At 35.0% G+C, this 14,624-nt stretch carries 12 protein-coding genes, 1 other RNA gene and 1 pseudogene; 9 read left to right on the plus strand and 5 right to left on the minus strand.

The annotated features are described in order from the left end of the window. Nucleotides 1-15 precede the first annotated feature (15 nt). The 4 genes from OPR29_RS01145 (at nucleotide 16) to OPR29_RS01160 (ending at nucleotide 4,770) form a co-directional block, all read left to right on the plus strand. Nucleotides 16-3,270: a TrbL/VirB6 family protein gene (locus tag OPR29_RS01145; RefSeq protein ID WP_265025310.1), complete on the plus strand. Its 3,255-nt coding sequence runs from the start codon at nucleotides 16-18 to the stop codon at nucleotides 3,268-3,270. Beyond that, nucleotides 3,254-3,883: a WD_0853 family protein gene (locus tag OPR29_RS01150; protein ID WP_012481862.1), complete on the plus strand. Its 630-nt coding sequence runs from the start codon at nucleotides 3,254-3,256 to the stop codon at nucleotides 3,881-3,883. The genes OPR29_RS01145 and OPR29_RS01150 overlap by 17 nt, the downstream gene beginning before the upstream one ends. 104 nt (nucleotides 3,884-3,987) lie before the next feature. Beyond that, nucleotides 3,988-4,536 (plus strand): 16S rRNA (guanine(966)-N(2))-methyltransferase RsmD, encoded by a 549-nt coding sequence (gene rsmD, locus OPR29_RS01155; RefSeq protein ID WP_007302024.1) that lies wholly within the window; start codon nucleotides 3,988-3,990, stop codon nucleotides 4,534-4,536. A gap of 87 nt (nucleotides 4,537-4,623) precedes the next feature. Then, nucleotides 4,624-4,770: a hypothetical protein gene (locus OPR29_RS01160; protein ID WP_164819305.1), complete on the plus strand. Its 147-nt coding sequence runs from the start codon at nucleotides 4,624-4,626 to the stop codon at nucleotides 4,768-4,770. A gap of 484 nt (nucleotides 4,771-5,254) precedes the next feature. Here the strand turns inward: OPR29_RS01160 and OPR29_RS01165 are convergent, their stop codons facing one another. After that, entirely contained in the window at nucleotides 5,255-5,785 is a 531-nt protein-coding gene (locus OPR29_RS01165; RefSeq protein ID WP_214303240.1) for a hypothetical protein, read from the minus strand. Between the two features lie 134 nt (nucleotides 5,786-5,919). Between OPR29_RS01165 and OPR29_RS01170 the strand changes: the two genes are divergently transcribed. Both OPR29_RS01170 and OPR29_RS01175 read left to right on the plus strand, forming a co-directional pair. Beyond that, nucleotides 5,920-6,528, plus strand: a complete 609-nt coding sequence (locus OPR29_RS01170) for a superoxide dismutase (protein ID WP_007302021.1) — start codon at nucleotides 5,920-5,922, stop codon at nucleotides 6,526-6,528. A 1-nt stretch (nucleotide 6,529) separates the two neighbouring features. After that, entirely contained in the window at nucleotides 6,530-7,804 is a 1,275-nt protein-coding gene (locus tag OPR29_RS01175) for a M16 family metallopeptidase (protein ID WP_064085407.1), read from the plus strand. Here the strand turns inward: OPR29_RS01175 and OPR29_RS01180 are convergent. The 3 genes from OPR29_RS01180 to nuoE all read right to left on the minus strand — a co-directional run bounded on the left by OPR29_RS01180 (nucleotide 7,801) and on the right by nuoE (nucleotide 9,935). Continuing rightward, nucleotides 7,801-8,118 (minus strand): WD_0736 family protein, encoded by a 318-nt coding sequence (locus tag OPR29_RS01180; RefSeq protein ID WP_265025311.1) that lies wholly within the window; start codon nucleotides 8,116-8,118, stop codon nucleotides 7,801-7,803. The genes OPR29_RS01175 and OPR29_RS01180 overlap by 4 nt on opposite strands. Before the next feature lie 104 nt (nucleotides 8,119-8,222). Next, nucleotides 8,223-9,434 (minus strand): tRNA guanosine(34) transglycosylase Tgt, encoded by a 1,212-nt coding sequence (tgt, locus tag OPR29_RS01185; protein ID WP_265025312.1) that lies wholly within the window; start codon nucleotides 9,432-9,434, stop codon nucleotides 8,223-8,225. Then, on the minus strand, nucleotides 9,435-9,935 hold the full coding sequence (nuoE, locus tag OPR29_RS01190; protein WP_265025313.1) for an NADH-quinone oxidoreductase subunit NuoE: 501 nt from the start codon (nucleotides 9,933-9,935) through the stop codon (nucleotides 9,435-9,437). Nucleotides 9,936-10,191: 256 nt separating this feature from the next. Between nuoE and OPR29_RS01195 the strand changes: the two genes are divergently transcribed. The 3 genes and pseudogenes from OPR29_RS01195 to tnpA all read left to right on the plus strand — a co-directional run bounded on the left by OPR29_RS01195 (nucleotide 10,192) and on the right by tnpA (nucleotide 13,542). After that, a complete protein-coding gene (locus OPR29_RS01195) occupies nucleotides 10,192-12,423 on the plus strand; it encodes a hypothetical protein (RefSeq protein ID WP_265025314.1) in 2,232 nt (743 codons plus the stop codon). Between the two features lie 157 nt (nucleotides 12,424-12,580). After that, nucleotides 12,581-12,929: RNase P RNA component class A (gene rnpB / locus OPR29_RS01200), an RNA gene on the plus strand. Nucleotides 12,930-13,123: 194 nt separating this feature from the next. Then, nucleotides 13,124-13,542: pseudogene (gene tnpA / locus OPR29_RS01205) on the plus strand (IS200/IS605 family transposase). A gap of 293 nt (nucleotides 13,543-13,835) precedes the next feature. Here tnpA and OPR29_RS01210 read toward each other — a convergent pair. After that, nucleotides 13,836-14,606 carry a response regulator transcription factor gene (locus tag OPR29_RS01210; protein WP_007302014.1) on the minus strand — a complete coding sequence of 257 codons (771 nt, stop codon included), beginning with the start codon at nucleotides 14,604-14,606 and terminating at the stop codon, nucleotides 13,836-13,838. Between the last annotated feature and the right edge of the window lie 18 nt (nucleotides 14,607-14,624).

The raw sequence follows: 14,624 nt of genomic DNA on the forward strand, positions 1-14,624 counted from the left end.
GGAAAAAGTTTAGGTATGCAATCACGCTTAGGCAAATGTTGGTTTAGGTTATTAATTTTGGTAATCTGTGTTCTGGTTACAGGTTGTAGTAAGAATGATATGCCTTTTCCAAGATGTATATCTGCTGATTATTTTGGTCCTGAACCCATTGCAATTGGTGCTCATTTTCCAATCGGTCATGATGCGTTTTTTCCAGAAGGTGAAAGTGGAGAACCTATTGATCCTGAAACCGGAGAAATCAATTATGGTTTTCACCCTAATCAAGTAGTGAAGTGGAAGGATACCGGCCTTGAAACCAATGGAGATAGTTTAGTAGTACGAGTAAATGGTGCATGGACATCTTGGAGCAATAGTAATAAGAAGAAATCTCAAAGTAGTTATAGTTTGGAAAGTTTGGAGCAGTTAAAATATGCAACCAAATTTGAAAGAGGGAAAGGTGACAACAGTCTGCCTGACTTTCACTTAGTTTGTAATGATTATAAACCTAGCATACAAAAATTTTCAAGTAAGCCTAAAGAAAGTTGCACTGTAAAGTGCAAGTGCATTAATGAAGATGATAGCGCAAATACAGTATCACGTGGTGCTCCATGTTGGTTTACTAACGGCCATGGTGCTTATCTTTTATTTAAAAGGCCTAGCGATTCTAGTCCTAACGAAAATTTAAAATCCATGCGTAACCCTGAGTCTCCTACTGTACATCTAGGTTACAATTCCGTAGCGGAAGATGGAAGTGGGCTTTTTACTTTAGACAGAGATAACACCACATTACAGGACAGGAGTTGTAATACGGTGAGGTTAGAAAAAGGATGGAAAATATATGTAAAGATATTAGATAGATATTATCTAGATAATGCAGGTGGCTACTCTTTTGAATTTTTGAGCGGAGTGCAGAAACCAAGTAACTTTGGATTTTTTGATTACATTTATAACTATCTAAAATGTGTATTATTGATTAACGAAAATTGTAAAAAGCATTTTGATAGCAATGATCCTGCAGCTGCACAGGCGATGTTCGAAAATATAGCTGAAAAAAGTACGAGCTTTCACAATTTTGTTCTTTCCTTGCTTGTTCTATTTATAGTGATTTCATCGCTTCTTTATCTTTTTGGAATGATAAGAGAAACTAAGCATGATATGCTCATCAGAATGATGAAAATCACTCTAGTAATAGTGCTTATATCTCCTGGAAGTTTTAGATTTTTCTATGATCATTTTCTTGTTTTATTTGTTAAAGGTCTTGAACAATTGATAAGCATAATTACTAATTTTGCTCCCAACATGAACACCGGAGGTAATTCAAACGTTGCTCAAGGAAATGAAGCTAAATTGTTTAGCTTCATGGAGGATATGTTTAATAAGTTTTTTGCTTACTCTGTTTGGAAAAAGTTTGCAGCATTTTTACATTATCAAATGTGGGCAAGTCTCCTTATGATACCGGCAATTTTTATAGGGATTGTCTTATATTTCCTGCTGTGTATGTATGCTTACATAATATTCCTTTCTGGTTTTATGGGTATAGCTTTTCTTGTAGCTATAATGCCGCTATTCCTAATCTCTATTTTATTTTCACCACTGAAAAGTCTATTTGAGGGTTGGATAAAATTCTGTATTAGTTTCTGTTTGCAATCAATTATGATATTTACCCTGCTGTCATTACTTGCTGCGATGATAATGAATACCTTTTATAAACAGTTAGGCTTTACTGTGTGCTATAATAAATGGCTTGAAATAAAGTTATGTGCTCCAAAATGGGTATTTGGTGGTTTTTGTATAATTGATAAAGAATACTTTAGCTGGACTCCAGGGCAAATTTTTGTACCTTATGCTATTGGAGAGGCTTCTACATTGAACGTAGATAAGAATATAGAAGGTGTAGAAAAACTAAGCAGAATAGGTGGTACAGTAAAGTTTACTGGTGGCGCTGGATATATCCCTCTTCCACCAGATTACATTAATAAAGGTTTTCGTTATATAGATTATCCTTTCTTTAATCCAATTCCTGGAACTAAAGATAATCCAGCAGACCACTATATTGCGGAAAGTGATATGATAGTTAGTAATGGCTGTAGTGCAAAAGATCTAGTACGCTTAACAAATAGTTTATCTCATGCATCAGAGAGGGCTGACATTATATTACTGATCAACAATATAGAGAAAAGGATAGGTGATGTTAGTGAAATAATAAAACGCTACTGTCAAGATATAAATAAATGCAATAGTTATAGGGAAATAATTAATGAAATAAGATCTTTAGTGCGGAGTGCGATAAAAAAACAAGGTTGTAGAATACTGAAACTTCATGATTTATATAAGGATCCCAACAGTGAATACTGTCAGAAATGTAAAGATTGTGAGGATTGCAAAAATTATAAAGAAAATAGTGATTACCAAAGGGTGCAAGACATACAGAGAGGTTATTTAATCAACGCAGGAGAGATCTTTGTATTGTTCTTGCTTTCGTTTTTGATGTTTTCTTTGAAGGAGTTTGTACAACAGATGGGCTCAAGCATTGCCGGTGGTGGGTTTGGTGTTTACAATATATCTAGTATGTATCAAGCATCACCTGTGACTGGTTTAATGCAGGGATTAAAACAACAGATGCAAGATAAAATTGGTGGAGGGCTAGAGTCTTTAGGTAATTGGGCTACTCATGTACCGGACAGATTAGCTGGAGGTACAGCTAATTTGCTAGGTAGAATACCAGGAGTTGGGGGTGTGCTGAAATATGCTATTAATGTGCCACGTAAGCTTGTAGGTGCTACTATTGAAGCAACAAAATTTGCAACATCACCTAAAAATGATGTTGATAAGCTTGAGGAAAAAATCTACAGGGCGTTTGGAATTGATAAAGAAGATATTGCACATAGAAGAATTGATAAATATTTAGAATATTATAAAGGATATGTAGGATCACATTTGGGCTATACAATAGAAGATGCTATGAAGTTTACTTGGGAACATGGTCTCGACTCTATAGGAATTAACCCTGCTACAGGAGAAAAGGATGGTTACCAGCATAATCTACTCTATAGAGCAAAAACATATAGACGGGAATTTCTTGAGAAGCTTCATGACTACACTATTGGCCGCAAGAGAGAACCAGAAGAAGATGAATCATCAAAAGAAAATAAGCCTAATCAATCAAATCGAAAATTAGGTACGGAACCAGAAACCCTAAAAAACACTACAGAAGCTATACGTGCCGGAGAAGATAGAGAGCGTCAAGATAATGAAAGGAATGAGAACATAGAGAATGATGAAGAATCGTAATTTCAAAGGGCTAAGTTATTATGGTCTTCAGCAAGACGAAGATGGTAATATCAAGTTAAACGATTACAATGATGTTTTAAATGCGCGCAGAGCGAGGGTAGATTTGTTACTAGATAGCACTAAGCAAGGTGATGTTAGTCTTTCAAAGCTAAATAAAGCTCTGAATGAGAGACTTATAGATGATAAAGGGCTATCGTCAGAATTTGACAAAGAAGACAAAGAAATTGCACAGAAGGAGCTTAAGATGTTCTCTATTTTAGACGATCTTGATAATCTTGCAAACATTGAAAGTGAAGATCTATTAGAGGTTAGTTTGTTACTATCAGATCTTAGTTTTATAGAGAGAAATATTGTGTTGAATGCCGATCAGAGTTCTGATCTAATAGGGTTCAAAAATCTATTTATAGAAAAAAAAGCATCTGGTGAGGAATATAGTGATGAAGAGTATCACAATTTCCTCGATAGTATAGAGAAAATCAATACTTTAATTAAGTTAGAGTTAGAAAGTAGAATTGAAGGGATGGGTCATGATGAAAAAAACAACCATGATGATTTACAAGACGAGATTGGTCGTGCAATCAGTATAGAAAATAAATCAAAGAAAAGCGATTGATCTTGCGTTCCTCCACAAGCAAACTTCTTTCTATTAGACTGCTGAAGCTATGTTGACATTAAATGTGTATTATAAATAATTAGTTAACTTCGAACTTGTTTTATATGTTACGTGTTATTGCGGGTAAATATCGTGGAAGAAAAATAACTACAGGCAAGAATTTAGCTGCACGGCCCACTATGAGTAGTGTCCGAGAAGCAATATTTAGTATACTTTCTTCAAGAAAACCTATTTATAACCTAAATGTACTTGATTTATTCTGCGGAAGTGGCTCTTTTTCATTTGAAGCACTTTCTCGAGGTGCTAAACATGCATTCATGGTAGATTCAGATTATTACAATTTGCAACTGCCTAAAAAAACAGCAGAAGATTTTGGAATTACGAACGATATCACGTTAATTTGTTGCAATGCTAACGGATTACCAAGACCTATTTCAAAGTGCGATATAGTTTTTATGGACCCACCTTATAATATCAATCTGGTTAACTCAACTTTAGACGAGTTAGCTCACTCAGGCTGGTTAAATGATAATGCGTTAATAATTCTAGAAATGAGGAAAAATGAAGGTTTTGAGTGCAATAAAAACTTCAATATAATTGTGGAGCGTACCTACGGTATTGCAAAAATAATTTTTCTTTCTTCACTCACTTGAATTTCTTTTGTAAACATCTATAGCTAAGCTAAGTAAGATTTTTCCGAGGACTGAAAGAAAAAATCAATTCGTTTTGGTGGGAATACGGTGTGTAACAGCAAATCAATACGAGTTGATATACTAGAAGAAGCAGTATGGAAAGAAATGAAGATGGTACTCAAAGAACCAGAGGCAATGACTAAGGAATATCAGCTCAGACTCGTAAAACATGAAAGTACGCAAGCAAAGGATTAACTTGAAAAGCGTGCAAGTAAAATAGAACAAGGTATAGAAAAATTAGCTTATGTATATGCAAGGGGTCATATAACGAAGGAAAAGTATGACTTAGAAGTTGAGAGCATGGAAAAGGAGTTAAAGGAATCAGAGATCAAAGGGAAGAAGCTATCGATGAAAAGAGTCTACAGAGAGAATTAGATTTTATCACAAACAGTGTAGAAAGTTTTTCCTCTGAGAGAGCTTAATCAAGCAGACTATGAAACTAAACTTGATATAATAAGAAAGTTAGTTCAACGCATTGAAATTGACGATGATAACGTACATATAGTGTTTCGATTGAAAGAACTTACTCTCGAAAGGCAAAAAAAAGTGTTCAACATTGTATCGGGATGCCAGTGTCAGCTACTTGCATGACATCCTCTTGCTTCTATAGGTGTCTTTATCTCGTCTACTTTATTTTGCCACACAGATACAATGGTTTCACATGCACTTGGTAGGCTATCTATTTTGACAAAGAAGGACTACCAACACCTTCAGCGTTTGCATCACTAAACTTACTTGCTACTTTATCAATAGTCCAAACGAGTGGCGTAACAACGAGCGCAGCAGCCCAAATAACAGCACTAACAACATAACTCAAAACTGTGTTAACAAACTGAGCTAATGCACTACTATGGACACGTGCCTTACCTGACAACATGGATGAATAATCTATCAACGATTTTGTACTGTACTTAAGATCACAACCATCTGTTACTTTCGCTAACCCTTTTGCCGGCCAATATGATAGATACGCCAATGCTAGATATAAAGGTTGTAGGGCTATATTAGCTAATGTATAAGTAGTAAGATAAGTCAGAGAATGACACCTCAAACTACCAAAAGCTACATTTTTCACTGGCTCAATAACACTATTAATATAATAAACGGACTTATAGAAACTATTTTGTGGAACTTCGTTACCTTCAACGCTTTTTCTAGGAATATCTCCGAACTTAGCATATCTACTAAAATTCTTGAATAAACTTGACATATTACCCCTCTAAAAATAAAAAATAATTACCTTGTCAGTATAGTTCATTTTAGAATAACTGCAATAAACATCTTACAAATTATGTGTTGCGCAAAAGCACATATTAACATACCATCGAAAATAAAGAGGTCAGCATGAGTTTTACTTTACCTGAGTTGCCATATGATAAAGCAGCTTTAGAACCTTACATATCTGCAAATACATTGAATTTTCATTATGATAAGCACCATAAGGGATATTTAAATAAACTCAACGAACTGGTTGAAAACACAGATTATCAACATATGGAAATTGAGGAATTAGTAACGAAAGTTCATGGAAATAATAATACAGTTCCTATTTTTAACAATGTAGCACAAGTTTGGAATCACACTTTTTATTGGAATTCAATGAAAAAAAATGGTGGTGGTAAACCTAAAGATGATGGTCTTCTAGCAAAAAAAATTCAAGATGATATTGGTGGCTTTGACAAATTTTGTGAAGAATTTTCAAATTATGGAGTAAGCCAATTTGGTAGTGGATGGGTGTGGTTAGTGCTTGAAAAAGGAAAACTCAAAATCACTAAAACTCCAAATGCGGATCTACCGCTAATTTATGGCCAGGTGCCACTACTTACTATGGATGTATGGGAGCATGCATACTATTTGGATTGCCAAAATCGCAGAATTGACTACATAAAAGTTTTTCTTGATCATTTGATCAATTGGGATTTTGTAGAAGAGAATTTAAAGAAGAATATATAAGATGAATATACCACAAGTAACAAAACTAGATAATGGTCTGCGCATAATAACTGAGAGAGTGCATGAAGTTGATTCCGTAGCTTTAAATATACGAGTTGGTGTTGGCAGTAGAGCTGAAAGTGCAAGTCAAAATGGAATATCTCATTTCCTAGAGCACATGGCTTTCAAAGGAACAAAGACAAGAACTGCTTTTGAAATTGCAAAAGCTTTTGACGATATAGGTGGAGCCTTCAATGCCTGCACCGGTAGAGAAAGCACCAGTTATTATGCAAAGGTTCTTAAAAAAGATATAAAAACTGGCATTGATATATTAATAGATATATTAATGAATTCTACATTTCCAGAGGATGAATTGGAACGCGAAAAGGGTGTTGTAATACAAGAGATTTTTCAAACTAATGATTCACCGAGCGATATCATTTTTGATAAGTATTTTGAAGCAGCTTATAAAGATCAACCATTTGGTAGGTCAATCTTGGGTACGCAAGATACTGTTAAATCTTTTACTCGAGCTAATCTAGATAACTATATAAATGAGCATTACTTTGGCGAGAACATTATATTTGCTGTTGCAGGAAATGTTGAACATGAGGAGGTTGTTCAATTAATCAAAGACTTTCTCTCAAAGATTCATTCAAAAGAGCTAAAAAAAAGCGAGAATGCAAGTTATACCGGTGGTGAGTATTTAGAACATCGTAAATTAGATCAAGTACATTTATTAATTGGTCTACCTAGTGTTTCTCGTGATGATAATAGATATCACACATTCAAAGTTCTTGATGCCATACTGGGAAGCGGAATGTCATCACGCCTATTCCAGGAAGTAAGAGAAAAGCAGGGGCTTGCTTATTCCATTTACTCATTTAACTCTAGTTATGCTGATACAGGAATGCTTTCGATTTTTGCTGGTACAGATAGCAGTAATCTAGATAAGCTTTTGAAAGCCATAACGACAGAGTTGAAGAAATTGTCCACAGACGATCTGAAGGAAGAAGAAGTAAATAGAGTAAAAGAGCGAGTAAAATCCCAAATTTTAATGTCACGCGAAAGTGTTAGCTCGCGTGCTGAAACGTTAGGACACTACTACGGTAACTATAATAAATACATCAGTAAAAACGAATTAATAGAAAAAATTAGTGCTGTTACTATTTACGATATAAAAAAAGCAGCAGAAGAATTGCTATCTCAGCATGAAAGAATTACTTTAGCTGCGATTGGAGAAATTAATTCATTGCCAAGTTACGATAAAGTGGTTTCTATGCTTAGTGTACTTTAATTATGTTGCTTATGCTCACTAAAAAGTTCAATGAATGGTTGCAAAATCCTTTCTATAAAAAGTTTGCTTTCTGGTTCATCGCATATACCACTAATCATTTTATTGAAAGTTTTTTCGCTGTTTTGTAAAAATAAATAGCTTTCTACTGATTGCATAATAGACAAGGCAGTTAAAATTCCTCCTATCACTAAACAAGAAGCTATAGCAGGTACGGTACCCACTGCAATTCCAGTTGCGATTAATGATAAACCAGCTAAGAGTGTAAAGGCTGAAACGCAAAACGCTATTTGATGTTTTTCTTTATTTTTAACCATAAATGCCTCACAAAAATTATATTTCTAGTATATCCGTATATATAATGTACTGTCAAGTTTTTAAAGAAGATTAAAAAATGCAACGCACATGTGCAAAATATGAACTAGGTATATAATTCACAATGCAGCGGTATTTCACTAATCCAATTATTTTTTTCCTGATCTAGCCTATCATTCAATATTGCTTGTCTTATTGATTCCATCAACTTATTCATGAAGAAAACATTGTGAATGGTAACGAGTGTATAAGCCAGCAACTCTTTAGCTTTCAGTAGATGGTGTATATAAGCTCTTGAATGTTTTCTGCAGGTAAAGCACAAACAATCACTCTCAATTGGGTTATCATCTAGTTCGAATCGTTGATTTCGCAAATTAATATGCTCTTTGCACTTTGAAGAAATAGAATCTCTATTTTTTACTTTAACAAGCGCGCCACCATGTCTTGCGAGGCGAGTTGGATGCACGCAATCAAATGTATCAACTCCAAGCTCTACTCCACGAAAAATGTCTACAATTCCACCAATACCAAGCAAATGAGTAGGCCTATCTTTTTTTAAATGTTCCATAGTAAAGGAAACTACATCATACATCTGCTCTTTACTTTGACCAAGTGATCCACCTATTGCTTGACCAAAAAATGGCAAATCGTTGATAAAATCACAACTTTCTCTACGCAAATCTTGATACACTCCGCCTTGACTAATTCCATAAAGCACCTGTTTGCCATTATTATTTTTTTCAAATTCATTTAAAGAACGTTCAGCCCATCTATGGCTCATGAGCATCGATTTCCTTGTGTACTCCTTGCTGACGTGAAATGGAGTACATTCATCTAAAACTAAGATTAAATCTGCACCTAATTTTTGTTGAATTTGTATCGACTTTTCAGGAGTTAGACAATAAGTTTTACCATTTATGTAAGAACGAAAAATTGCCCCATCCTCGCTAATTTTGATCAGAGTTTTTTGTTTCTGTCTTACTCCCTTTATCTCTTCTGAAACTGATCCGTGTCCTAAACTAAATATCTGGTATCCACCAGAATCAGTGAGCATTGGCCCACTCCATCCCATCATCTTGTGCAAGCCACCAAGCTTTGCCACAGTATCCTCTCCCGGTTGGAGCATTAGGTGATAGGTGTTGGAAAGTATTATCTGAGTACCTGCTTCTCTGATTCTCTCGATATCTGCAGCTTTAATAGCAGCTTTGGTTGCACAAAATATAAATGCTGGTGTTTCTATACTTCCATTTGGAGTTTTGATCGTTCCAACTCTTGCAGAACCTGATTGCTTGGTTATCCTAAACGAGAACTTTTCCATCTATTTACTTGAAAGTTCTGCTATGATATTTTCCACTTTTTCAGGAGTGAGGTTTTCATAAAAATCGTTATTGATCTGTACAACAGGGGCATTAACACATGCACCAAGACATTCAACTTCCTTTAAAGTAAATAGATTATCTTTAGTGGTTTCACCGATATTGATTCCAAGCTTCTTTTTAAAGGTACTTAAAACTTCCTCGCTATTGCATAACCAGCAAGGAGTTGTTCTACAAACTTGTATTAGATATTTACCTACTGGCTTTAAATTATACATGGTATAAAAATTTACCACTTCATACACGCGAATATGTGGAATATGAAGCATGTCAGCAACGTAGCGCATGGCAGATTCAGGAACCCATCCGCATTGTTCTTGTACTAGATACAGTAAAGGCATAACAGCGCTTCCTTCTCTACCTTTAGGATACATCTCTATAGACTTTTTTGCTTTGCTAAGATTGTCTGGTGTAAAACTAAACTGCTCTTCTTTCTCTTTCATCTAATAAGGTTCATGTAAATCTCAACAAATTATACTTGAAGAGTTAACAATTGCAATTGTTGGTTTTTTGAGCTCTACAATATTATATCTGTAGAGTGGGTGCACTCAATTTGTGAATTCTTTACTGCTACTCATTTTCCATATTTCGCTTTGCAGATTATAAAGGTATTAATTTCTTAATTTTAGTTAAAATTTTCATTGACATTAACACGCAGAAATAATCATAATAGCATTTATTAAGATTTTAAATATAATTATGCCTATATTAAGTAGATTATTTGGAGTTAATACAACTATACTGAAAGTTAAAGAAGCGATAGGTTTTAATCCAAAAAACGTAGGGTTGATTGAAGGAAATGGAGTTACTTATGGACTCAGCTATCAAGATAACGGCAATGGAAGCAGTAGAGTAAAGTTACTTATTAGCTCACTATATCAATCAAAAACATACGAGTGTGATACAGGTGTTAACGTAGCAAATGAATTTAAGGGCCAATTATCTCCCACACTAATAGAAAATTCAGCTGAAGTAGATAAAGTTGGAGTTATCTTTCCTACAGAAGAAATTAACAAAAAAGAAAAGTGCATCAAAGGCTTAACATTCAACACTTACGAAATCAAGCATTCAACTAATGTTCCCTTAGTTGAATACGTAGGAAAAGTAAAATTGTACAAGAACATTGATATAAATAATCTTGCAAATGAAGACAATAGTTACTTTCAACCAAAAGCAGTAAAAGTTGGTAATGGTAATGTCATTGTAATTGCTCATAACTTAAAGGATCAAATTTTAGTTTCTTGGTACTTAGAATTAAAAGTAGATGGAAAGTTCAGAGCTTTACCTGGAAAAGCAGGTATTATAGAAAGAAAATTATTCAAATTTGACAATCCAGGGCAATTAGTACTAGATGAAAATACGATGCTTTATGCACAGATGAGAAAGATTACTAAAAATCAAGAAGTAAGAACAAACATTTTTAAATTTGATGTGGCTGAAGTAGTTCAGAATCTGAAAGATAGAAAGGGAGCTAATGACTTTTTGCTTGGTAATAAAAGCGGCCAATTAAATATAGCACCATCTACTATCTATAATCCAGGAAAAATAAACTTTTTACAGTATGTAAGACGAACTGAAGGTGATGATTTAGTTGCTTTTCTTGCGAAAAAACAATCTTCTAATACGCAAGAATTGCATTTAGCAAGGCTTGCTAAGAGAGGACCAAAATCAAATTTTACTGTTTGTGAATGTGAAGATCCTATAGAACAATTGTATGTTAAAGACAATGGTCAAGGAGGTTTTATCGTCACTGTGGTAAGTGGAGAGAGTATTATAACTTTTAATAGAGAGAGCTCTGGAAAATCTTCTGAAGCAACGATAATACCGACAAGCAGTATCAAAGCTCTCAGTGATTTTGTTAATATCATTAACGGCCAATTGATGCCTAGTATTATTTCCAGCAGTACTGTGGCTCCTATAACTGTTACAGAGACGGTTGTGACTTCTAAGAAAACGACGACTGCTGCAATTACTAGCACAACAGAAACCGACACTGTAAAGACTACCAAATTAACAACAGAAGCATCAACTATCATTGTACCAACTTCCACAATGAGTAAATCTTCAACAGAGTCAACAACTCAGGCAAGTACAGTAACAGTGGAGTCAACAACAGTAGCATCAACTACCACTGCACCTACTTCTACAACGAGTAGGCCTTCAACAGAGTCAACAATTCAAACAAGTACAGTAACAGTGGGGCCAACAACAGTAGCAAAAACAACTACTACTCCACAAGCGACCACAGTTGCTACAACGTCAACTAGTGTGCCTTCGGAAACTGAGACAAGTACTGTAAAATCTACAGCAGCGACTGTTGAGTCAACTTTTACAGCAAGCAGTACTACGATGAGTAGGCCTTTAACAGAATTAACAACTAAGATGAGTACGGCATCAGAATCAACAACAGTAGCTGAAACTATTGCGACCTCACAAGCGACTATGATTACTACAATGCCAACTAATGTGCCAACAACAAACTCAGAGGCAACTATACAAACAGTGTCCACTATATCAAATACTGGAACAAAGGTAACAACTCCTTTGTTCACTACAACTTTACTTCCTCAAACTACTCCTTCACCACAGCCCGCTCAGCTTGCTATAGAGTCTAATAGGGCAGGAATGATAGGTGGGTCTTTGGTTGGAGCGATAATAAGTATTGCTGGAATTATAGGATTCATAACATACAAATATGTTAAGGGTCGTAATTCTGCCCCTGTGTTAGAACTAACTAATTTCAATGATAGAAGGCGATCATCTTCAAGTGGCAATAGCGATGAAGAAATTTTTATCGCTAATAACAGAATGAGACATATATCTATGCGAACTATGGATCAATCTGAAACAGTGCTAAACAGTATATCGGTGGAGAGTAGTAGTCGGTCAAGAAGTAGCTCATCGTCTTCAAGCGGTGGACCAGGATCTTGACTGACTGAGCTAGAGTCTAAAAGTGAAAAAAGCTTATCTTGGGATAGCGATGATGTACCGGAATATCACCTTTAGCTATTTGTCTGAATGTTTTTAGTATGTAGACTGTTAGGAAATTTTCTTTTGCTTTTATGATTTTAATGTTAAAGTATAATTCCTAGGTGCAATAAGTAGCTGCTGTTGTGTGATAAACACAGCAGAGGAAAGTCCGAGCTCCAAGAAAAGGTAGTGACGGGTAACGCCCGCCGGAGGTAACTCCAGTTATAGGGCTACAGAAAATTACCGCCTAAATATTATTAGGTAAGGGTGAAAAGGTGTGGTAAGAGCACACCATAACAATGGCAACATTGGTAGTCAAGTAACCAACACTAGGAGCAAGATTAAATAGAAGTAGATTTTATGTTTTTCTCATATCTACTCGGGTAAATCGCACGAAGTAAATGGTAACATTTACTCCAGATAAATAGCTACATAAACAGAACTCGGCTTATATTTCACCTAGGCAATGCATGAATGTCAGCCATACTATGTAAATGTATCAAACATTTCACATACCCTGTACGCTCAATTTGACCACCTATATTCCTTTTACTTCTTGGCTTATCTCTTTATTTTATTGTCCCAAATTTGGGAGAAAAACCCTGGACTTGAAGTCCATCCTTTTAAGAATATAATTTTAAGGTGAAAAATCTGAAAGAATGTGGAATATTATAGAAAAAGCAGTCACTCTGTATATATATCACATAGTGTGGATAACAAAATATCGATATCCAGTACTAGTTGGAGATATTGGACAGAAAGCTAAAGAAGTTGTACAAGAAGTATGTGCAAATAATCAAGTAGAAATTATCAGAGGTAGAGTTGCGTCAAGTCATGTACACGTATACGTTTCTGTACCCCCATACTTAAGTATTAGTAAGTTAGTGCAGTTAATAAAAGGAAAAAGTTCCAGAAAAATCCAGCAAAACTTTCCAGAGCTAAAAAAGAGATATTGGGTTGTGGGCAGTAGGCTACTTTGTCAGGACTAGCGGAAATGTAACTGACGAAATGATAAAAAATTATATTGAAAATCACTCTAAAAAAGAAGATAAATTTGGTGACTTTCAAGTCGAAAGTTAGCATTCTATGCTCTCTCTCAATCTTTGGATTTTAATCCATAGTGGTTGAATTCCTTTTGAACTTAACAAAGCTTGAATTTTAACCGAGCTTTTCCTTTAACTAGTCATTCTCTATCTCTAAAGCCTTACTTTCTTACCTATAACTTTTTAGCTCCGCTTCCAACTTTTCTATCTTTTGTTGCAAATCTTTGTAAAGTTCTAAAAGACTGACCACGTTACCTCACTTTTAGGATTAGTTTTTATCTTACTAAATCTACCTTTTCGCTTCTTCAATCAACAAGTAAATAAAGCATTTCATGCGCTGTCCTTGACTTGTTCTGCTTGATAGTCACTACTGCTTTCGCTTATATTAACACTAGAGTATTCTTCATCGTCAACATACTCTTTTAGAACATATCCTCTACCCCAAACGGTTTCTATGTGGCTTATTCCGTCATTTGCACTTTCAAGTTTTTTACGTAATTTACACATAAAAACATCAACTATTTTGTTGTCTGAAGGTTCGTCCAAGCCATTGTAAAGATGGTTTAAAAACATTTCTTTTGTCAACACTGCTCCTTTACGCAATGCCAGCAATTCTATCATGGAATACTCTTTGTTAGTAAGGTGAACTGTTTTGCCTTTTACCTCAACAATCCTGTGATCAAAATTGATATTCATATTACCAATCTTTATCACTGATTCGGGATGGCCTTTAGTACGTCGGACTATGGCCTTAATTCGAGCTAATAATTCGCTCTTGTGAAATGGCTTGGTTAAGTAATCGTCGGCACCATACCCAAGTCCTTTAGCTTTATGGTTGGCAGCGGAGATACACGAAAGTATTAAAACAGGAACTTTGATTTTTGCACTTCTTAATCTTAACAGTATATCATATCCATCAATATCACCAGGCAGGTGTATATCTAGAATAACTAGATCGTAACAGTCTCCACCCGAGGAAACCATATTATTGTTATAATCTTGTGCAGAAGTAACAACGTCGCAAAAATGTCCATCAGAAGTTAAGGCATTAACTACAGTCCTTGCACTTACTTGATCATCTTCAATTAATAATATACGCATATTTTACACCCCATAAAT

It is taken from the genome of Wolbachia endosymbiont (group B) of Pammene fasciana (assembly GCF_947251495.1).
In the GTDB taxonomy this organism is placed as follows: Bacteria; Pseudomonadota; Alphaproteobacteria; order Rickettsiales; family Anaplasmataceae; genus Wolbachia.

Excerpts from the sequence above, each read along its gene's own strand:
- OPR29_RS01145 (WP_265025310.1), top strand. The coding sequence starts at position 16 with ATGCAATCACGCTTAGGCAAATGTTGGTTTAGGTTATTAATTTTGGTA.
- OPR29_RS01150 (WP_012481862.1), top strand. The coding sequence starts at position 3,254 with ATGATGAAGAATCGTAATTTCAAAGGGCTAAGTTATTATGGTCTTCAG.
- rsmD (WP_007302024.1), top strand. The coding sequence starts at position 3,988 with ATGTTACGTGTTATTGCGGGTAAATATCGTGGAAGAAAAATAACTACA.
- OPR29_RS01165 (WP_214303240.1), bottom strand. The coding sequence starts at position 5,785 with ATGTCAAGTTTATTCAAGAATTTTAGTAGATATGCTAAGTTCGGAGAT.
- OPR29_RS01170 (WP_007302021.1), top strand. The coding sequence starts at position 5,920 with ATGAGTTTTACTTTACCTGAGTTGCCATATGATAAAGCAGCTTTAGAA.
- OPR29_RS01175 (WP_064085407.1), top strand. The coding sequence starts at position 6,530 with ATGAATATACCACAAGTAACAAAACTAGATAATGGTCTGCGCATAATA.
- OPR29_RS01180 (WP_265025311.1), bottom strand. The coding sequence starts at position 8,118 with ATGGTTAAAAATAAAGAAAAACATCAAATAGCGTTTTGCGTTTCAGCC.
- tgt (WP_265025312.1), bottom strand. The coding sequence starts at position 9,434 with ATGGAAAAGTTCTCGTTTAGGATAACCAAGCAATCAGGTTCTGCAAGA.
- nuoE (WP_265025313.1), bottom strand. The coding sequence starts at position 9,935 with ATGAAAGAGAAAGAAGAGCAGTTTAGTTTTACACCAGACAATCTTAGC.
- OPR29_RS01195 (WP_265025314.1), top strand. The coding sequence starts at position 10,192 with ATGCCTATATTAAGTAGATTATTTGGAGTTAATACAACTATACTGAAA.
- OPR29_RS01210 (WP_007302014.1), bottom strand. The coding sequence starts at position 14,606 with ATGCGTATATTATTAATTGAAGATGATCAAGTAAGTGCAAGGACTGTA.